Origin of the sequence: Rhizomicrobium sp. (assembly GCA_037200385.1) — a bacterium.
GTDB lineage: Bacteria > Pseudomonadota > Alphaproteobacteria > Micropepsales > Micropepsaceae > Rhizomicrobium.
The window spans coordinates 1,008,812-1,027,536 of record JBBCGL010000001.1; the positions used below are offsets into that span (position 1 = coordinate 1,008,812).

Genomic DNA, 18,725 nt, shown 5'->3' on the forward strand with positions numbered 1-18,725 from the left:
GTCACGCTCACGTTGTCATCCCCGGCCGAGCGAAGCGAGGGGAAGGGGACCCAGGTGCCAGTCACCGTGACGGTGCCATAGACCTGGGTCCCCTTCCCTCGCCGCGCTTCGCACGGCTCGCCGGGGATGACAGCGGTGGCTCCAACCGACGTGACCGACCCGCTCACAACGGTATATTGTCGTGCTTCTTCCAGATCTGCGCGACCTGCTTGTTCTTCAGCATCCGCAGCGACCGCGCGATGCGCCAGCGCGTCGAGTGGGGCCGGATAACGTCGTCGATATAGCCGCGGCTCGCCGCGACGAAGGGGTTCAAGAAGCGGTCTTCGTATTCCTTGGTGCGCTCGGCGATGGCATCGGGGTTGCCGCGTTCGTTGCGGAAGATGATCTCCACCGCGCCCTTGGCGCCCATCACGGCGATCTGGGCGCTCGGCCAGGCGTAGTTCACGTCGGCGCGCATGTGCTTGGAGGCCATCACGTCATAGGCGCCGCCATAGGCCTTGCGGGTGATCACGGTCACCTTCGGCACCGTCGCCTCGGTGAAGGCGAAAAGCAGCTTGGCGCCGTGCTTGATGATGCCGCCATGCTCCTGCGCCAGACCCGGCAGGAAGCCCGGGACGTCGACGAAGGTGATGAGCGGGATGTTGAAGCAGTCGCAGAAGCGCACGAAACGGGCGGCCTTGCGGGAGGCGTCGCTGTCCAGCACGCCGGCCAGCACCATGGGCTGGTTGGCGACGAAGCCGACGGTCGAGCCCTCGATGCGGCCGAAGCCGGTGATGATGTTGCGGGCGAAGGCCTCGCCGATCTCGAAGAAATCGCCCTCGTCCGCGACCTTCAGGATCAGCTCCTTCATGTCGTAGGGCTTGTTGGGGTTCTCCGGCACCAGCGTGTCGAGGCTGAGCTCCTCGCGCCTGGGGTCGTCATGGGTCGGCCAGGCGGGCGCCTTGTCGCGGTTGTTGAGCGGCAGGAAGTCGTAGAGCCGGCGCATCTCCTCCAGGCAGATCACGTCGTTGTCGTAGGCGCCGTCGGCGACCGACGACTTGGTGGAGTGGACCTTGGCGCCGCCGAGCTGCTCGGGCGTCACGTCCTCATGCGTCACGGTCTTCACGACTTCCGGACCGGTGATGAACATGTAGGAGGTGTCGCGCACCATGAAGATGAAATCGGTCATCGCGGGCGAGTAGACGTCGCCGCCGGCGCAGGGTCCCATGATGACGGAAAGCTGCGGCACCACGCCCGAGGCGAGGACGTTGCGCTTGAAGACCTCGCCGTAAGCCGCAAGCGAGCCGACGCCTTCCTGGATGCGGGCGCCGCCGGAATCGAACAGGCCGATCAGCGGGGCGCCGTTCTGCATCGCCATGTCCTGGATCTTGCAGATCTTCTGGGCGTGCCATTCGGAGGTCGAGCCGCCCAGCACCGTGAAATCCTTGGCGAAGACGTAGACCATGCGGCCGTTGATCGTGCCCCAGCCGGTGACCACGCCGTCGCCCGGGAAGCGGTTCTTGTCGGCATCGAAATCGACACTGCGGGATTCGACGAACATGTCGAACTCCTCGAAGGAATTGGCGTCCAGCAGCAGCTCGACACGCTCGCGGGCAGTGAGCTTGCCGCGGGCGTGCTGCGATTCGATGCGGGCCTGGCCGCCGCCGAGACGGGCCTTGGCGCGGCGGGCTTCGAGTTCCTGGACGACGTGTTTCATGGGGCTCTGCTCACTGGAAATATCGATGGCGGGAGAGTGTGGGGCGCCCGGTTTGCGGTCAAGCGGCGGCCAGACGCAGGAATTGCTCGCAGGCGTCGAGCTCGGCCAGCAGGTTGGCCTGGCGCTCGACGGCTTCGGCGTCGCGGCCCCATTTTTCGGCCTGAAAGTCCTCGTCGATATGCGCAGCGGCGTGTGCCGCGGCGGCAGCCAGGCGGCCATCGGCAAGCGACAATGCGAGCACCACCGATTTCAGGTTGCCGGCGGCGGCGACGAGCGCGGTCAGGGCGAATTCGTCGCGGGTCGCAAGATGCCGCGCGAGACCATCCAATGCAGCCGACGGCTGCGGGATGGCGGCGATGCCACGGGTCACCTCGAGCTCGATGTCGTAGCGGGCCTGGGCCCAGGCGAGCGGCGCGTCCCAGGCGGCGGCTTCGCGGGCGGCAAGCTCCGGCGGCTCGGAGGCGCGGTAGCAGACCAGGTCGTGGCGGGCGAAGTCCGCCAGCCGCCTGAGCACGGTGGCGCGGTCGGCCCGGACATGGTCGATGGCGGTGTTGGCGAAGCCGGTGAGCGGCATGTCGCGCTGGTCGATCTGGTCGCCCTGGCGGGCCCATTCGGCAGCGATGGCGTCGGCGAGCGCGGCGGAGCGCAGCGCGAGGATGTCGCCGTTCGGCGTCTTCACCGGGCGCTCGTCGAGCGTGATGCCGAAATGCGGCCCGACCTGGCGGACGCCCACCTGCTTGTAGAAGCGCTTCATCGACGGGCTTTCTCAGGCTTCAGCGTCATCGCCGCGCGGTTGGCCTTGATGGGGTCTTTGCGGACGGCGGCGGGGAGGCGGACGCGCAGGGCGTCCGGGAGGCCGTCATGCGGGCCGAGCTTTGGCTTGGGGTGATCCTGCCAGAAGAGCTCGCCGGTTTCCTTGTCGCGGTGCGGATGGAAGGGATACCAGAACTGGTTGCGCGTGCGCGACGCTTCGGCGCCGACCAGCAGCAGCGCATCGGCATCGCTGTTGTTGATTACCACATGGCAGATGTCGGTGCGGGCCTCGAAGCCGACGAAATCGCCCTCCCCCATCCGATGGAGATAACCGTTGATCCAGCCATCGACCGTGCCGGCGACGACATAGACGAACTCCTCCTCGTCGCGCTCGGCGTGGGGCCAGGAGGTGCGGCGGCCGGCGGGCAGGATCTCGAAATGGATGCCGATGCGCGAGAAGCGGGCGCGGCGGCCGAACGCGGCGTCGATGCCGTGCTTCTCGGTGCTGTTCGGATAGCCATCTTCGTCCTTGCCCAGGATGTCGCGCCAGTTCGCGACGTAGTCGGGCCGCGAACGGCGCTTGCCGGCGGTGTCGCCGGGGCGGCCCGAGTTGGGGCCGAGCTTATGCTTCGGTGCGCCGCTCCAGAACTTGTCCATCCGGCGCAGGAGATCGTTTGCCGCCTCGTCCTGCGGCAGCGGACAAGCGAATTTCGACTGCATCCGCGTCGCTTCGCCGAAGACGAACAGCCGGACGTCCCGGTCGGTGTTGTTGATCAGCGTGTGCGCGATGCCGGTGCGGTCGTTGAAGGCGGCGCCGTCACCCTCCTTCAGCGGATGGAGATGGCCGTCGAGCCACAGGTCGGGCGCGCCTTCGAGAACGAAGAAGAACTCCTCCTCGTCGCGATAGGCGCCGGGCACGGTGGCGCGGGTGCCGGGCGGCAGGCGCAGATGCATGATCTTGAGACGCGACAGCCCGCCGGCGGCGGCGAAGGACGCGGGATAGCCGAAGTTCTCGCCGGTGCCGGCCTTGTGCGGCTGGGGCGGCTCGAGCGCGCGCCAGTTCTTGAGGAAAGTCGGACGGGTCTTCATTTCTTCCTGGTCTTGCGTTCGAACGGGTTCGCCGGCGCCTTGTCGGCATTGAAGCCCAGCAGCTCCCAGGATCTGACCATATGCGGCGGCAAGGGTGCGTCAGCATGCAGGCGGCCGCCGTCGGGGCGCATGATGTCTATCGAGCGCGCGTGGAGGTGGAGGCGGTTCTCGATCTCGCCGATGCCGCGCACGTCGGTGCCGCCATATTTGAAGTCGCCCACGATGGGCGTGCCGATGGAAGCCAGATGGACGCGGATCTGGTGGGTGCGGCCGGTGAGCGGCTTGACGGCGAGCCAGGCGAATTCCGCGCCCGCGGTGTCGAGCACCACGAAATCGGTGACCGCGTCCTTGGCGCCTTCATCGGCGGCGTCGACCGTGGTCATGCGCTCGTCATGGCCATGCGGGCCGTGGCCGCCCTCTTTCGCGAGCGCCGCCTTGATGGTGCCGCGCCTGACCTTGGGCACGCCCTTGACGAGGGCCCAGTAGATCTTCTGCGCGTCGCGGGTGGCAAGGGCGCGCGACAGCTCGGAGGCGGCAGGCGCGGTGCGGGCGATGAGCAGCACGCCGGAGGTGTCGCGGTCCAGGCGATGCACCAGCTTCGGACGCGTCTTCTTCTCGAAGGCCAGACTGTCGAGCATGCCGTCGACATGCTGCGTCAGCCCGCTGCCACCCTGCGTGGCGAGGCCCGAGGGTTTGTTCAGCACGATGACGTTCTTGTCCATGTAGATGACGAGGTCCTCCAGGCTGCCGCGCACCGGCGCCTGGGTCTTTACCTTGGGCTTTTCGGTGAGGTCGCCGTGCACCACCTGGGGCGGCAGGCGCATGGTCTGGCCGGAACCGACGCGGTCAGCCGCCTTGACGCGCTTGCCGTCGAGCCGGACCTGGCCGGTGCGCAGCAGCTTCTCCAGCCGGCCATGGGTGAGCGCGGGATAGTGCCGCTTGAACCAGCGGTCGACCCGGATGCCGTCCTCGTCATGGGCGATGCGGGCGGTGTCGGTCATCAGAGTGCCCGCACCAGCCAGAGGCCGGCGAAGAGCGCGGCGATGGAGAGCAGTGCCGAGCCCGCGATATAGGCCGCCGCGAGGCCGTAGGCGCCGCGCTCGATCAGGACGGCGCTCTCCAGCGAGAAGGTCGAGAAGGTGGTGTAGCCGCCCAGGATGCCGACGGTCATGAAGGCCCGCAGCTCGGGCGAGACGTTGAGCTTGAGCGCCATCAGCGCGGTGATGACGCCCATGGCGAAGCCGCCGGTGAGGTTGACCGTGAAGATGCCCCAGGGAAAGCCGGTCTGCGCCGGGGTCTGGATCACGGACGCCACGGCGTAGCGCAGCAGCGAGCCGAGCGCGCCGCCGAGGGCGACCATGAGGAGGATGGAGAATTGCATGACGGGAGATATAGCAGATTCCAAACAAAGCTTGTCATCCCCGGCCGAACGCCGCGCAGCGGCGTGAGGGGACTGCGTAGCGACAGCGTACGCAGACCCAGGCGGCAAACACCGTGACGGTATTTCCCGCCTGGGTCCCTTCCCTCGGCGCGCTACGCGCGCCTCGCCGGGGATGACAACTAAGCTTGTGTTGCCTTCTTCGCCCGCAGCTTCGCCCAATAATCCAATCGCTTGGCGATCTCGCGTTCGAAGCCGGTTTCCTTGGGTTGATAGAACTGCTCGCGGGTCATCGCGTCGGGGAAGTAGTTCTGGCCGGAGAATCCCTCCTCCGCCTCGTGGTCGTATTCGTAGCCTTTGCCGTAGCCGAGATTCTTCATCAGCTTGGTCGGAGCGTTGAGGATGTGGGCCGGGGGCATCAGCGAGCCGTGCTCCTGCGCGGCGCGCTTGGCGGCGCCGAGCGCGACGTAGACCGCGTTGGATTTGGGCGCGCTCGCGAGATAAACCACCGCCTGCGCCAGCGCGAGCTCGCCTTCCGGCGAGCCCAGGAAATCGAAGACGTCCTTGGCGGCGAGCGCCTGGACCACGGCCTGCGGATCGGCGAGGCCGACATCCTCGATGGCGGCGCGGACCAGACGGCGCGCGATGTAGAGCGGCTGCTCGCCGCCGGCCAGCATCCGCGCCAGCCAGTAGAGCGCCGCGTCGGGATCGCTGCCGCGGATCGACTTATGCAGCGCGGAGATGATGTTGTAGTGCTCTTCCCGGCTCTTGTCGTAGAGCGGGGCGCGGCGCTGCACCGCCTTCACCAGGGCGGCGGGATCGAGCGGCTTGACCGTCCTGACGGTCGACACTTCCTCGACGAGGTTGAGCAGGTAGCGTCCGTCGCCATCCGCCATCGCGCGCAGCGACGCGCGCGCATCGTCGGTGAGCTTGAGCGGCTCGCCGAAATGGACTTCGGCACGCTTGAGCAGCTCCTCCAGCGCGGCATCGTCGAGGCGGCGCAGGACCAGCACCTGGGCGCGGCTGAGCAGCGCGCCGTTGAGCTCGAAGGACGGGTTCTCCGTCGTCGCGCCCACCAGCACGACCGTGCCGTCCTCCACCACCGGCAGGAACGAATCCTGCTGGCTGCGGTTGAAGCGGTGGATCTCGTCGACGAAGAGCAGCGTGCCCTGCCCCATGCGGCGGCGCTGGCGCGCGGCCTCGAAGGTCTTCTTGAGGTCGGCGACGCCGGAGAACACCGCCGAGAGCTGCTCGAAGTGGAGCTTGAACGCGGTGGAGAGCAATCGCGCGATGGTGGTCTTGCCGGTGCCGGGCGGGCCCCAGAGGATGATCGAATGCGGCCGCCCGAGCGCGATCATGCGCCCGATCGGCCCCTCGGGTCCGATGATATGGTCCTGGCCGACGACTTCGGCCAGGACTTGCGGCCGCAGGCGGTCGGCAAGCGGACGTGGCGCGTCCTGTTCCAATCCGCCGGCTTCGAACAAATCGCTCATGGCGCCAGTATAGCGCCGGACCGCGCGGATGATCGAGTTGGAACCCGGCTCAGGGCACCGGCGAGGAATCCTTCAAGCCCAGCTTCGTCCTGCACGCCGCATCGCAGTTCGGCCAGGCCAACGCCATCGCGTCCCAGCGGGCATATTGCGCCGCTTTGGCCGGATCGGGATCGCGCCGGCCGAGCATCCAGTAATCGAACCAATCGAGATTGCGCGCCATCGCCGAGGCGCGGTGGTGCGGCTCGTAGATCACATGCGACTCGGCCGGGTAGTAATAAAGCTCGGTGGGGATGTGGGCCGCGGCGAAGGCCTCATAGGCCTCGAGGAATTCCGCCGGCGATTGGGTGCCCGCCTTGCCTTGCAGCAGCGGCGTGCGGATCCGGTCGGTGCGCGCATCGAGCGCCAGGTTGCGATAGTTGGGCAGGTTCGCCGGATCGAGCGGCGAGCCGCCGAATACCCCCGTCCACCAGGTGCGCGCAAAGGCGCCGCCGCCCCAGTAGCCGCCCGCGACATAGCCGGGATCGTCGCCGGTGCTCGCCGCCGCAAAGGTGTTGGATTGGCCGATGGCGACGGTCAGCGTCTCCGCGCCATGGCTGTAGCCGGCGATCCCCACCGCGTGCGGATCGATGTCGCCCGACGCGATCAGCGCCTGTGGCGCGACCTCCATGCTGGCGGCTTCGTTGAGCAGCACGGCCTGCTGCTTCTGCACGCCCGCCGCGATGCCACCGGGAAAGTAAGGCGGCGGGACGCTGGGGTCGAATTTCGGCTCGCGCACCGAGAGCACGAAATAGCCGCGTTCCGCCATCACCTGGATGGGGAATTCCCATTGCAGCCAGTCGAGCGCGAAGCGGTTCTTGGCGTCGCCGCCGTGGCTGACGACGATGGCGGGATAGGAGCGGCCTTTCACGTAATCGCGCGGATAGGTGACGTAGCCTTCGCTCCTGCCGCCATATTTGTTGGTCCAGGCGGCCGCCACCGACCTCAGCGGCGCAATGGTCTCGTAGCGCGCATTGGGCTTGGCGAGCACGCTCACCGCGCCGTCGCGCACCGACAGCAGGACGAGCTGCGGCGGCAGCGTCAGGCTCTCGCGCACGCAGGCGCCGGCGCTGAGATCGCTGTTGAAGGCGCAGGTGCTCATATTGTCGGTGATGCCGGCGAGCGTGGCGCTCAGGCGGTCGAGATGGCTGGCGGTCAGCGTCACGCGATCCGGCAGGCTCGCCTCGGCAACGAAGCTTCCGTAATCGGGCGTGTGGGCGAAATGGTCGGGATCGAGATAGGACAGATCGGTCTCGCCGTAATCCTTCACCACCGCGCCGGAGAGCGCGATGTTCTGAAGATGCCCCTTGCCGCCGACATTGCGCACGGTCAGGAAACCTTCGGGCGTCGGCACCGACTCGACGTCCAGGAACGCCGCGGTCGGGACGCGGACGCGGGAGCCGTCACGCACATCGACGCGCCAGATCTGCCATTCCATCGGCCCGCCCTCGGCCACGGACTCCTGGAACTGAAGGTGATCGCCGTCCGGCCAGCCGATGTGGAAATAGCCGCCGCCCATCGCCACCTCCAGCGACTGGAAGTCGAGCAGGCGGTCGCGTCCGCCCTCCACAAGCCGCAGCTCGAGGCCGTCGACGGTGGCCGCCAGCGCCGTCTGGCCGGTGCCGACGCCGGCGACGACCGCGCCGTCATAGGTGATGCCGCGATCTTCGATCCGCTGGCGCTCGGCCGCCGATTTCAGGCGCAGCTTGACGTACCAGAGCCTGCTGCCGTCCGGCGACCAGCCGTAGGACAGCACACCGGTCGGGCGCGGGCCGAGCACCGCGTTCGGAAGCACACCCTCGCCGCCCCCCACCGACACGGTCTGCGGATTGACCACCAGCGGCCGCACATGACTGCCGTCGATGGCATAGATTTGCACGCCCTTGCCGAAATCACCGCGCACGGTCCAGCCGCCGGAATGCGGATTCCAGGCGAGATCGGCCAGGAAGTCGGAGGCCGCCAGCAGCCGCGGGCCGCGTGTCGGATCGGCTTCGTAGAGGAAATAACGGTTCTTGCGATCGGCGATCGAGGGCCGCTTCAGGATATAGCCGGTGACGCGCGTGGCGCCCTTCAGCGCGATGCTTTCGATACGGGCGACCTCCACCTCGGCCGCGATGGTCCAGGCGTGCAATCGCGGCGGCGCAGCCTCTTTGGCGAGGGGCGATGCGGCGCCTGCGACGATGCAGCAGACGAGGCCGGCCGCAACGATCGTCTTCATGAGAAGTCCCCCCAGCAAAGCCACGTGTCGGCGGGCGGCCGGCGCCATCTTCTGCAGCCGGTCCGCCCGCTTCTAATAGACGTTGCTGGCTCGGGGGAGCCTCAGTCGATCAGGGTGCGAAACACACCCTCACCGAGCACTTCGAACAAAGCGTTCACGGCGCATTGCCGCGCCGCGAGCGCTCAGAGGTCGAATTTCAGGCCGACCGAGACGTTGTTCGACCGGTAACCCACATTGTTCAAGGTTCCGACATTGGCGTTGTGGGCGTCCTGATAACGATACTCCGCAAACATCGAGGTCTCCGGCGAGATCTGATAGTCGATGCCGCCGAGCGCCTGCCAGGCGAACACCGTGCTGCCGCTGTCGACCGTCAGGTTGTTGACCATCGTGCGCACGCCGCCGACCCCGGCACCGCCATAGACGCCGACGGGAAGCCCCAGATCTACGCGGTAGATCAGGTCGCCCATGAAGCTCAGCGACGACAACCGCGACTGGCGCCCGGTGTAATCCGACTGGGTGTAGAAGATGTCGGCATCGGCCGAGAGGCCGGAAAGCCCCGTCCAGCCGTCGAGATCATAGCCCAGACGGCCGCCGCCGTTGAAGCCGTTGTCCACGTCGCGGGGCGCAGCACCGAGAGTCAGTCGCGGCGACCATGTGGAACCGCCCATCACGGAGATGTTCCAGCCTTGCGCTTGTGCGCCGGTTGCGGCGATGGCGGCGATGGCAGTGGCAAGCAGCAGAGAATGCGATTTCATCGTGAGGGCCTCTTCGTTGTGTTGTTCCCCCCACCTGAAGCCCTAACGCCGCTGCGAGAAAATCGTCTCACCGGAATCGTGTAAATGAGTCAATGTGTTGCGCGATGGTGTCACATGCGGCTGCCAGTTCCGCTTTATTGCCGGCGCATGAATTCCGGCTCACTCAGCCCTGGACGTTGAGCGTCATGCGCTGGCCGCCGCGATCCACCACCAGCGACCAGGCATCCGCCGCGCCGAGTGCGCGCTGCAGCTCTCCGACGCGGTCGATCTCCACGCCGTTCACGCCGCGCACGATATCGCCGGGCTGGAACCCGTAATTGCCGGACGGCGTGCCGGGCGCGACCGAGACGATCACCACACCCTTGGCGGCGAGCGGCAACTGGAAATCGGTGGCGACGGCCGGCGAGAGATTCTCGATCCTCGCGCCGGTCAGCGGATTGTGCCCGCCGACGGTCTGCAGCTCGCGCGGCGGAATCTCGGGCGGCAGCGCCAACGTGACCTGGACGTCGGAGGCCTGCTTGCCGAGATGGACGTGCATCTTCACGACATCGCCTGGCTTGTGCGTGGCGATGCGATAGTTGAGCGCCTGCATGTCGTTCACGCTCTGGCCGTCCACCGCGAAGATCACGTCGCCGGTGTGCAGGCCGGCGCGGGCCGCCGGACCGCCGGGAAACACGCTCTTGAGCAGCACGCCGTTGGGCACGGGGATGCCGAGACTGGCGGCGATGTCCGCCGTCACCGGCTGGCCGTCGGCGCCGATCCAGGCGAGCTTCATGCCGCCGCCGCCCAGCGCGCCGTCGAGCACGCGGCGCGCCAGGTTCGACGGGATCGCGAAGCCGATGCCGATCGAGCCGCCGCTGCGCGACAGGATGGAGGTGTTGATGCCGGCGAGCTTGCCGTCGGTCGTGACCAGCGCGCCGCCGGAATTGCCCGGATTGATCGCCGCGTCGGTCTGGATGAAGAACTGGTAGTCCGAGGCGCTCACCTGGGTGCGCGCGAGGGCGGAGACGATGCCCATCGTCACGGTCTGGCCGACGCCGAAAGGATCGCCGACGGCGAGCACCAGATCGCCGACCTGGACGCGGTCGCTGTCGGCGAAGGGCACGGTCGGCAGCGTCTCGCCCTTGGCGTCGATCTTCAGGACCGCCAGGTCGGTGCGCGGATCGGCGAGCAGGACGCGGGCCTTGAACTCGCGCTTGTCGGACAGCGCCACCACGATGTCGGTACCGCCCTGCACGACATGGTTGTTGGTCAGGATCACGCCATCGCCGCGCACGATGACGCCGGAGCCGAGCGATTGCTGCACCCGCTGGCGCAGGCCGGGCGCGCCGAAGAGCTGGGCGAACAGCGGATCGCTGAACAGGGGATTCATCGGCGCCTGCACGATGGAACGGGCATAGACGTTCACGACCGCGGGCGCGATGCGCTTGACGACCGGCGCGAAAGTGAGCTGGACCTGCGGCATGGACGCAGGAACCGCGCGCGGCGGATCGGCCATAGCCGGAATTGAAAGGGAGACAAGCCCGAGCGCGAAAATAAGAGAACGCATCATTTTCCTTTGATCCGTAGGCGTGGCGTCAACCAAGCTCCATTGTCATCCCCGGCCGAGCGCCGCATGGCGGCACGAGGGAAAGGGGTCCCAGGTATCCGATACCGTCCTGGTGTTTCCGACCTGGGTCCCCTTCCCCTTCGCGATGCTGCGCATCGCTCAGCCGGGGATGACAGGTGGAGAAACGAAAAAGGCGGTCTTTCGACCGCCCCAATCTAATTCAAAGCATGGCGAAAGTGAGGATTACTCGTCGGTATCGTCGTTCACTTCCACGGGACCGGAATCCTTGCCCTTGGCGTCCTCGTCGCGGTCGATGAACTCGATGAAGGCCATCGGCGCATTGTCGCCCTGGCGGAAGCCGGCCTTCAGCACGCGGGTGTAGCCGCCCGGACGCGCGGCATAGCGCGGCCCGATCACGTCGAACAGCTTGCGGACCTGGTCCTCGTCGCGGATCTGCGCGAGCGCCTGGCGGCGGGCATGCAGGTCCTTGGGGCCGCGGCGCGACAGCGTGACCAGCTTCTCCATCACCGGACGGATCGTCTTGGCCTTGGGCAGCGTGGTCTTGATCTGCTCGTGCTTGATCAGCGCCGCCATCATGTTCGCGAACATCGCGATGCGATGCGACGAGGTGATGTTGAGCTTACGGCCGGCATTGCGATGGCGCATTCTGAACTCCTGTCATCCCGGCCAGCGAGCGGAGCGAGCGCGAGCCGGGACCCATTCCTACGTTTGCTCGGTGGGTCCCGGGTCTGCGGCGCACCGTTTCACGCTGCGCCGCGCCCGGGATGACACCGGTTAATACTGGTCCTCATACCGTTTGGCGAGGTCTTCGATGTTCTCCGGCGGCCAGCCCGGGACTTCCATACCCAGATGCAGGCCCATCTCGGCGAGGACCGCCTTGATCTCGTTCAGCGACTTGCGGCCGAAGTTCGGGGTGCGGAGCATCTCCGCCTCGGTCTTCTGAATGAGGTCGCCGATATAGACGATGTTGTCGTTCTTCAGGCAGTTCGCCGAGCGAACCGAGAGCTCGAGCTCGTCGACCTTCTTCAGCAGCACCGGATTGAACGCCAAGTCGGGCTTGGCTTCCTCGGCGACGCGCTCGCGCGGCTCCTCGAAGTTGATGAACACCTGGAGCTGGTCCTGCAGGATGCGCGCGGCATAGGCCACCGCGTTGTCCGGCGTGACCGCGCCGTTGGTGTCGATCGTCAGCGTCAGCTTGTCATAATCGAGGATCTGTCCCTCGCGGGTGTTCTCGACCTTGTACGACACCTTCTTCACCGGGCTGAACAGCGAGTCGACCGGGATCAGGCCGATCGGCGCGTCTTCAGGACGGTTGCGGTCGGCCGGGACATAGCCCTTGCCGGTCGCGACGGTGAGCTCCATGCGGAACTCGACCTTCTCGTCGATCGTGCAGATCACGAGCTCGGGATTGAGGATGTCGACATCGGCGGTCGCGGTGATCATGCCGGCGGTGACTTCGACCGGGCCCTGGGCCTTGAGCGACAGGCGCTTGGGGCCTTCGGCATGCATGCGCAGCGCGAGCTGCTTCACGTTCAGCACGATGTCGGTCATGTCCTCGCGGACGCCCGGGATCGACGAGAATTCATGCAGCACGCCCTCGATCTGGATCGAGGTCACGGCCGCGCCCTGCAACGAGGACAGCAGCACGCGGCGCAGCGCATTGCCGAGCGTCAGGCCGAAGCCGCGCTCCAACGGGTCCGCCGTGATCGTCGCCGACTTGCCACCTTCGTGGCCGGCCTCGATCTTCAACTTCCCCGGCTTGATCAGTTCTTGCCAGTTCTTCTGAAACATTTTTTCCTCATCGTTTCCCGGACATGTCGGACCATGCCCATACGGCGACGGGTTAAGCTCTAAGTCCGAATAGAATTAGACTCTGCGGCGCTTGGGCGGCCGGCAGCCATTGTGCGGGATCGGCGTCACGTCGCGGATCGACGTGACGACGAGGCCGACGGCCTGCAGCGCGCGCAACGCGGACTCGCGGCCCGAACCGGGGCCGGACACTTCGACCTCCAGCGTGCGCATGCCGTGCTCGACGGCCTTCTTGGCGGCGTCCTCGGCGGCGACCTGGGCGGCATAGGGCGTCGACTTGCGCGAACCCTTGAAGCCCATCATCCCGGCGCTCGACCACGAGATCGCATTGCCCTGGGTGTCGGTGATCGTGATGATCGTGTTGTTGAAGGTCGCGGCGACGTGCGCCACGCCGACCACGATGTTCTTCTTCTCTTTCTTGCGGGCGCGGCCGGCGCCCTTCTTGTCTGCTGCGGCGGGAGTAGCCATTGGATTACTTGGTCACTTTCTTCTTGCCGGCGATCGCTTTCGCGGGACCCTTGCGGGTGCGGGCGTTGGTGTGGGTGCGCTGACCGCGGACCGGCAGGCCACGGCGATGACGCAGGCCGCGATAGCAACCCAGGTCCATCAGGCGCTTGATGTTCATCGCCACTTCGCGGCGCAGGTCGCCCTCGACGAGATAGTCGCGGTCGATGACTTCGCGGATCTGGATGATCTCGCTCTCGGTCAGGTCGTGCACCCGGCGTTCCGGCGAGATGCCGACCTGCTCGATGATTTCCTTGGCCTTGGCCGGGCCGATTCCATGGATGTAGCGCAGGCCGATTTCGACCCGCTTCTGGGTGGGAATATTGACGCCGGCGATACGTGCCACGAGGCTCTCCGCTTTGCGTAAGCCTTCTAGGGGCTTACAAATTCTGGTTTGCGCAAACCCTTTTCCAAACCGCCTGCGCGCCCTTTTGGGAAAGGGCGGTGCGCCGCGTAAATTGGACAGGAATTCTGCCGCGAGGGCGCGGAGTATATTAATGCACCCCCCTCCGTCAACAGGGGAATGTTGCCGCTGGCACCGGGCCGATTTCCCGCGTTGGGGAGTTTCCGATCCGTAGCGCCGGACTTGCTCCAAAGCGAGCGGCCGGAATTTATAAGGTCTTGATATGAATAATCGAATCGCCCTGCTCGCCGGGGCCAGCGTCGTTGCCGTGGTGGCTGCATTGGGAGCCGGCTATTATTTCGGCCATTCCAGCAGCCCGGGCGCCGCGCCCCCGGTCGCGACCGGCGCCGCGGAATCCCCGGCCGCGATGCCAATGACGCCGCCGCAGGAGGCCGCGTCGACGGTACCGGCCGAGAGCGCCGCGACGCCGGCCGCCACCGCGACCAAGCCCGCGGTCCGCCGCCGCTATGCCGACTATGCGAATCGCGAGTCGGAATATTCGGCCCCGCCCCCGCCGCCTCCGCCGCCGCGTGCGGAGCGAGAGGACCGGCCCGATCCCTTTCGCGGGCGCTTCGCGACGTTCCCCATGCATCACATCGGCAACGGCACGGTGCAGGCGCCGCTGACCTGGAGCGCGCAGACCGCCTTCGGCGATGGCCAGGAGGCCGATCTGCGCATCTCGATCCTGGTACCGGAGCCGGCGCCGAGCGATCGCGGCGAGTTCTGGCGCGCCTGGGGCGGGCGCGATCGCGACAACCTGATGCCCGACGTCACGCGCGGCACGCCGGTCGTGGTGACGGGCAGCGTGTCGGTGGTGGTCGGTGTCGATCCCGATTTGCTGGATCTCGATGCGCCGGCGATCCTGATCGTCGAGGGCGACCGGGGACGGCTCGTCTATCGCTCGCGCGATGTCGCGCCGGCACGCGGCGAGGCATGGGATTCGCGCGGGGCGCGCTGGATCTTCGTGCCCGACGCGGAATTCTATCGCGCGATGCGCGACGGCGCCGCCGTGAGCGTCGAAGTGCACAGCCGCGTTTCCGACCGCGACATCCGCATTCCGTTCGCCACCGACGATTTCGCGCCGAGCGCGCGCGATTTCGAACGCGCCTTGTACGGACGGATCTCCCAGGTGGCCGGGCGCTGGGACGAATCGCGCGGCGGCCGTCCGCCGCCGCCGCCACCTCCGCCGGCGCCGCCCTTGCCCGTGACGCATCCGGCGCCGGTGATCGTGGCGCCGCCAGCAGCGGCACCCGCACAGCCCGGACAACCGGGCTGGGACCACCATCGCGGCGATCGCGGCGGCCCGGGCGCGCCCGTGCCGCCGACGCAGCCTCAAGCCGCACCGCCCGCCGCAAGTGCACCGCCGCCGGCAGCACCGACCGCGCCGACGCCGCCGCAGCAGCAGCCGGGCGCGAATGGCGAGCATCGCGGCGGCCATAGCGATCACGGCAGCGACGAGCATGGCGGGCCCGGCGCGGCAGCGAACGGACCCGGCGCACCGAACGGCATGCCGCCGGCACGGCCGGCGACGCCATTTCCGGCACGTCCGTCACCGGCCCCGGCCGTGGTGCCGGCGCCCACGGCACCGGAACGCTCGGCGGAGACGCCGGTCGCGGCCAAACCCGTCACGCCGCCGGAGAGCAAGCCGGCCGGCCTTTCGCCCGCCCTGCAGGCACAGATCGCAGCCTATCGCCCGCCGGAGGAGACTTGCGGGCCGCAGCCCGCTTTGCCGGCGGCCTCGCCGGAGACCTATGCGAGCCTCACGCGAGACCAGCTGACGGCGATGCGGCCGGTCGTCATCAAGGACCAGACGTGGCTCGCCTGCCACAATGCATGGGTCGGGCGCTTTTCGGCCGGCATCTTCACGCTGGGCAAGGCCGTGGCCGGGCCGGGACAGCAAGCCTTGACGGCCCTTGCCGCCAATGGCGGCGGCGCGGCCGTGGCCGCTTATGAAAAGGCGGCGCACGAAAACACGGCGACGCAGGCGCAGTGGCTGGCGCATATCCGCGCCTTCCAGACGGCACTCGCCGGCGCCAAGTAGCGCCGACGCTCAGCGGCCGGAGCCGGCGACGGCTTCGGCCGCGAGTGCGTCGCCCAGCCCGGCCACGGGAAGATCGCTGTTGCCCAACACGATGACCGTGAGGCCCGTCGCCGGCACGTGCATCACATAGGAGGCGAAGCCCGGTGCCGAGCCGCTGGCCCACCAGGCGTCGCCGCCATAGCGCGCGCCGTGCGACCAGCCATAGCCGGCCGGCGCGGCGGCCAGCATGGCGCGGCTTTGTGCCGTCAGCAGGCCATCGCCGAAGACCATGTCGAGCCAGTGCAGCTCGTCGCGGGTGGTCGTGAACGCGGATGCGGCGCCGGTCAACGCCGCCCAGTCCGCCGTGACGGGCGCCTCTTCGGTGTGGGAGTAGCCCTTCGCCATGCGGCTCTCGCCGGCGTGGGAGCCGTCGTCGAGGCCGCTGCCGGCCATCCAGACCGTGCCGAACGCCGCCGCGTCCGTCACCTCTTCGAAGGTCTTGCCGGTGTCGGCCGCGGCGACCTTGGCCAGCGTCTCGTAAGCCGCGGCGGCCTGCGGCGCGTCGGGCGGCAGCGCGGCGAGCGCGCGGATGGTCGCGTTGGCGAGGGGCGGCTCCAGCCCCGTGACGAACTGGCCGGCCAGGTTGTCGAGGCTGAGCTTGTGCGTCTCGGCCAGATGCAGGATCGCGACGGCGGTGTAGCGCATCGACAACGTGCCGACATGGAAACTGGTCGACGGACGGTTGGGCTTTCCGGTCGTCGCGTCGGCGAGTCCGTAGGCCTTGTCGAAGAGGAGGACGTCGTCCTTCCGGACCAGGATCGCACCGGAGAACCCGGTCGGACGGACGATGGCATCGAAGCGCGCCTCCCCGGCCGGATCGGCGCGCGCCTGCGAGGCAAGAAGCGACAGCACGGCGCCGGACAGCAGCCCGCGCATCGCCGCCACGATCAGGCGTGCTTGTCGAGCGCGGCGGCGATCTGCCGGGTGACCTCGTCGATCGGCGCCATGCCGTCGATGGTCGCGACCTTGCCCTGCTTGCCGTAATACTCCACCAGCGGCGCCGTGTTCTTGTGGTAGACCGCCAGACGGTTCTTCAAGGTCTCCGGATTGTCGTCCGGGCGCGACATGCCCTGCGCGATGCGCTGCTTGACGCGGTCGAGCAGGATCTCGTCGTCGACCTTGAGTTCGATCACCACGTCGATCTTGCGGTGGAACCCGGCCAGCAGCTTGTCGAGCGCTTCGGCTTGCGGGATCGTGCGCGGGAAGCCGTCGAACACCGCGCCCGGCGCGCAATCGGCCATCTTCAGACGCTCGCGGATGATGTCGATCACGACCTCGTCCGACACGAGATCGCCCTTGGCCAGAATGCCCTCGACCTGACGGCCCAGCGGCGAACCGGAGGCGATGGCGGCACGCAGCATGTCACCGGTCGAGAGCTGCGGCAGGCGACGCTTTTCCTGCAGGATCTTGGCTTGCGTGCCTTTGCCGGCGCCCGGAGGCCCGAACAAAACGATATTCAACGGCGACTCCCCCGAAGCTTGGCCTTCTTGATGAGGCCCTCATACTGCTGTGCGATCAGATGGCTCTGGATCTGCGCCACCGTGTCCATGGTGACCGAGACGACGATCAGGATCGAGGTGCCGCCGAGATAGAACGGGACCTGGTAATAGGTCGTGGCGAATTCCGGGATCAGGCAGACCGCGGTCAGGTAGAGCGCACCGATCACCGTGATGCGGGTCAGGACATAGTCGATGTGCTCGGCCGTGCGCTTGCCCGGCCGGATGCCGGGAATGAAGCCGCCATACTTCTTGAGATTCTCCGCCGTCTCCTCCGGGTTGAAGACGATGGAGGTGTAGAAGAACGAGAAGAATATGATCATCAGCGCATAGAGCACCATGTAGGCGGGCTGGCCGCGGCCGATGAAGGCGACGACGGTCTGCAGCCAGTCGGGGATCGAGGCGGCGTTGAAGGTCGCGACCGTGGTCGGGATGATCAGGATCGAAGACGCGAAGATCGGCGGGATGACGCCGGCGACGTTGAGCTTGAGCGGCAGGTGCGAGGATTCGCCGCCATACATCTTGTTGCCGACCTGGCGCTTGGGATACTGGACCAGGAGACGGCGCTGGGCGCGCTCCATGAACACGATGAAGAGGATCAGCGCGACGATGAAGGCGGCGCCGCCGATCAGGGTGACGACCCCGATCTGGTTGGTGCGCACGGCCTCGAAGGCCTGCCAGATGTATTGCGGGAAGCGCGCGACGATGCCCGCGAAGATGATCAGCGAGATGCCGTTGCCGACGCCGCGGCTGGTGATCTGTTCGCCGATCCACATCAGCAGGATGGTGCCGCCGGTCAGGGTGATGACCGCCGTGATCTCGAAGAACAGGCCGGGATTGATGACGATGCCGGGCGCGTGCTCGAGGCCGATGGCGATGCCGAAGGCCTGCACCATGGCAAGGCCGACCGTGCCGTAGCGCGTGTACTGGTTGATGATCTTGCGGCCCGCCTCGCCTTCCTTCTTCAGCTCCTCGAGCTTGGGGAAGACGGTGGTCATCAGCTGGATGATGATGGAGGCGGAGATGTACGGCATGATGCCGAGCGAGAAGATCGCCATGCGGCTGACGGCGCCGCCGGCCAGCACGTTGAACACGTCCAGGAAGCCGCCGGCCTGGGTGTCCATCAGATGCTTCATCCCGGCGGGATCGATGCCCGGCATGGGGATGTAGGTGCCCAGGCGGGCGACGATCAGCGCGCCCAGCGTGAACAGCAGGCGCTGGCGCAGCTCGGTCGCCTTGCCGAAGCTGCCGAAATTGAAATTCGCGGCCAATTGTTCGGCTGCTGAGGCCATGTCTCACTCCCGATCGGGGTCGACTCTATATCTGGTCGCCCTCGCCCCGCGACAAGCACAAGTGCGGCCATTGCGCATCCCCGCGTGGCGGGGATGCAACAGGCGTGCCCTAGGCCGTGGCGCCGGCCCGTGCAAGGCGCTTTTCCGTGGCCT

General features: G+C 67.3%; 17 protein-coding genes. 1 reads left to right on the forward strand and 16 read right to left on the reverse strand.

Going from position 1 to position 18,725, the window contains the following annotated elements; translation table 11 throughout:
* Positions 1-163 precede the first annotated feature (163 nt).
* The 13 genes from WDM91_04890 to rpsM all read right to left on the reverse strand — a co-directional run bounded on the left by WDM91_04890 (position 164) and on the right by rpsM (position 13,647).
* The gene (locus WDM91_04890; GenBank protein MEI9993909.1) at positions 164-1,696 is read right to left on the reverse strand and encodes an acyl-CoA carboxylase subunit beta; all 1,533 of its coding nucleotides are present in this window, start codon (positions 1,694-1,696) and stop codon (positions 164-166) included.
* 58 nt (positions 1,697-1,754) lie between these two features.
* Positions 1,755-2,450: an ATP12 family protein gene (locus tag WDM91_04895; GenBank protein ID MEI9993910.1), complete on the reverse strand. Its 696-nt coding sequence runs from the start codon at positions 2,448-2,450 to the stop codon at positions 1,755-1,757.
* Positions 2,447-3,538 carry a cupin domain-containing protein gene (locus WDM91_04900; protein ID MEI9993911.1) on the reverse strand — a complete coding sequence of 364 codons (1,092 nt, stop codon included), beginning with the start codon at positions 3,536-3,538 and terminating at the stop codon, positions 2,447-2,449. Before WDM91_04900 ends, WDM91_04895 begins: the two co-directional genes overlap by 4 nt.
* Positions 3,535-4,539: an RluA family pseudouridine synthase gene (locus WDM91_04905; protein ID MEI9993912.1), complete on the reverse strand. Its 1,005-nt coding sequence runs from the start codon at positions 4,537-4,539 to the stop codon at positions 3,535-3,537. The genes WDM91_04900 and WDM91_04905 overlap by 4 nt, the downstream gene beginning before the upstream one ends.
* Entirely contained in the window at positions 4,539-4,919 is a 381-nt protein-coding gene (gene crcB, locus WDM91_04910; GenBank protein MEI9993913.1) for a fluoride efflux transporter CrcB, read from the reverse strand. The genes WDM91_04905 and crcB overlap by 1 nt, the downstream gene beginning before the upstream one ends.
* 179 nt (positions 4,920-5,098) lie before the next feature.
* Entirely contained in the window at positions 5,099-6,409 is a 1,311-nt protein-coding gene (locus WDM91_04915; GenBank protein MEI9993914.1) for a replication-associated recombination protein A, read from the reverse strand.
* A gap of 49 nt (positions 6,410-6,458) precedes the next feature.
* Entirely contained in the window at positions 6,459-8,663 is a 2,205-nt protein-coding gene (locus tag WDM91_04920; protein MEI9993915.1) for a prolyl oligopeptidase family serine peptidase, read from the reverse strand.
* A gap of 182 nt (positions 8,664-8,845) precedes the next feature.
* Complete coding sequence (locus WDM91_04925) at positions 8,846-9,418, reverse strand: outer membrane beta-barrel protein (protein MEI9993916.1); 573 nt, start codon at positions 9,416-9,418, stop codon at positions 8,846-8,848.
* 163 nt (positions 9,419-9,581) lie between these two features.
* Positions 9,582-10,916 carry a Do family serine endopeptidase gene (locus tag WDM91_04930; GenBank protein MEI9993917.1) on the reverse strand — a complete coding sequence of 445 codons (1,335 nt, stop codon included), beginning with the start codon at positions 10,914-10,916 and terminating at the stop codon, positions 9,582-9,584.
* A gap of 294 nt (positions 10,917-11,210) precedes the next feature.
* Positions 11,211-11,633 (reverse strand): 50S ribosomal protein L17, encoded by a 423-nt coding sequence (rplQ, locus tag WDM91_04935; GenBank protein MEI9993918.1) that lies wholly within the window; start codon positions 11,631-11,633, stop codon positions 11,211-11,213.
* Between the two features lie 129 nt (positions 11,634-11,762).
* A complete protein-coding gene (locus WDM91_04940) occupies positions 11,763-12,779 on the reverse strand; it encodes a DNA-directed RNA polymerase subunit alpha (GenBank protein MEI9993919.1) in 1,017 nt (338 codons plus the stop codon).
* 75 nt (positions 12,780-12,854) lie between these two features.
* The gene (gene rpsK, locus WDM91_04945; protein MEI9993920.1) at positions 12,855-13,265 is read right to left on the reverse strand and encodes a 30S ribosomal protein S11; all 411 of its coding nucleotides are present in this window, start codon (positions 13,263-13,265) and stop codon (positions 12,855-12,857) included.
* Positions 13,266-13,269: 4 nt separating this feature from the next.
* Positions 13,270-13,647, reverse strand: a complete 378-nt coding sequence (gene rpsM / locus WDM91_04950; GenBank protein MEI9993921.1) for a 30S ribosomal protein S13 — start codon at positions 13,645-13,647, stop codon at positions 13,270-13,272.
* A gap of 280 nt (positions 13,648-13,927) precedes the next feature.
* Here rpsM and WDM91_04955 point away from each other — a divergent pair, with 280 nt between their 5' ends.
* Positions 13,928-15,745, forward strand: coding sequence for a hypothetical protein (locus WDM91_04955; GenBank protein ID MEI9993922.1), 1,818 nt, complete (start codon positions 13,928-13,930; stop codon positions 15,743-15,745).
* Between the two features lie 9 nt (positions 15,746-15,754).
* On the opposite strand, the gene WDM91_04960 is transcribed toward WDM91_04955, so the two are convergent.
* The 3 genes from WDM91_04960 to secY are packed head-to-tail and all read right to left on the reverse strand — an operon-like array spanning position 15,755 to position 18,572.
* Positions 15,755-16,660 carry a serine hydrolase domain-containing protein gene (locus WDM91_04960; protein MEI9993923.1) on the reverse strand — a complete coding sequence of 302 codons (906 nt, stop codon included), beginning with the start codon at positions 16,658-16,660 and terminating at the stop codon, positions 15,755-15,757.
* A gap of 11 nt (positions 16,661-16,671) precedes the next feature.
* Entirely contained in the window at positions 16,672-17,244 is a 573-nt protein-coding gene (locus WDM91_04965) for an adenylate kinase (GenBank protein ID MEI9993924.1), read from the reverse strand.
* Positions 17,241-18,572 (reverse strand): preprotein translocase subunit SecY, encoded by a 1,332-nt coding sequence (secY, locus tag WDM91_04970; protein ID MEI9993925.1) that lies wholly within the window; start codon positions 18,570-18,572, stop codon positions 17,241-17,243. Before secY ends, WDM91_04965 begins: the two co-directional genes overlap by 4 nt.
* Positions 18,573-18,725 lie beyond the last annotated feature (153 nt).

Excerpts from the sequence above, each read along its gene's own strand:
- rpsK (MEI9993920.1), bottom strand. The coding sequence starts at position 13,265 with ATGGCTACTCCCGCCGCAGCAGACAAGAAGGGCGCCGGCCGCGCCCGC.
- WDM91_04925 (MEI9993916.1), bottom strand. The coding sequence starts at position 9,418 with ATGAAATCGCATTCTCTGCTGCTTGCCACTGCCATCGCCGCCATCGCC.
- WDM91_04905 (MEI9993912.1), bottom strand. The coding sequence starts at position 4,539 with ATGACCGACACCGCCCGCATCGCCCATGACGAGGACGGCATCCGGGTC.
- secY (MEI9993925.1), bottom strand. The coding sequence starts at position 18,572 with ATGGCCTCAGCAGCCGAACAATTGGCCGCGAATTTCAATTTCGGCAGC.
- WDM91_04890 (MEI9993909.1), bottom strand. The coding sequence starts at position 1,696 with ATGAAACACGTCGTCCAGGAACTCGAAGCCCGCCGCGCCAAGGCCCGT.
- WDM91_04940 (MEI9993919.1), bottom strand. The coding sequence starts at position 12,779 with ATGTTTCAGAAGAACTGGCAAGAACTGATCAAGCCGGGGAAGTTGAAG.
- crcB (MEI9993913.1), bottom strand. The coding sequence starts at position 4,919 with ATGCAATTCTCCATCCTCCTCATGGTCGCCCTCGGCGGCGCGCTCGGC.
- WDM91_04895 (MEI9993910.1), bottom strand. The coding sequence starts at position 2,450 with ATGAAGCGCTTCTACAAGCAGGTGGGCGTCCGCCAGGTCGGGCCGCAT.
- WDM91_04960 (MEI9993923.1), bottom strand. The coding sequence starts at position 16,660 with ATGCGCGGGCTGCTGTCCGGCGCCGTGCTGTCGCTTCTTGCCTCGCAG.
- WDM91_04900 (MEI9993911.1), bottom strand. The coding sequence starts at position 3,538 with ATGAAGACCCGTCCGACTTTCCTCAAGAACTGGCGCGCGCTCGAGCCG.
- WDM91_04915 (MEI9993914.1), bottom strand. The coding sequence starts at position 6,409 with ATGAGCGATTTGTTCGAAGCCGGCGGATTGGAACAGGACGCGCCACGT.
- WDM91_04920 (MEI9993915.1), bottom strand. The coding sequence starts at position 8,663 with ATGAAGACGATCGTTGCGGCCGGCCTCGTCTGCTGCATCGTCGCAGGC.
- WDM91_04930 (MEI9993917.1), bottom strand. The coding sequence starts at position 10,916 with ATGGCCGATCCGCCGCGCGCGGTTCCTGCGTCCATGCCGCAGGTCCAG.
- rplQ (MEI9993918.1), bottom strand. The coding sequence starts at position 11,633 with ATGCGCCATCGCAATGCCGGCCGTAAGCTCAACATCACCTCGTCGCAT.
- WDM91_04955 (MEI9993922.1), top strand. The coding sequence starts at position 13,928 with ATGAATAATCGAATCGCCCTGCTCGCCGGGGCCAGCGTCGTTGCCGTG.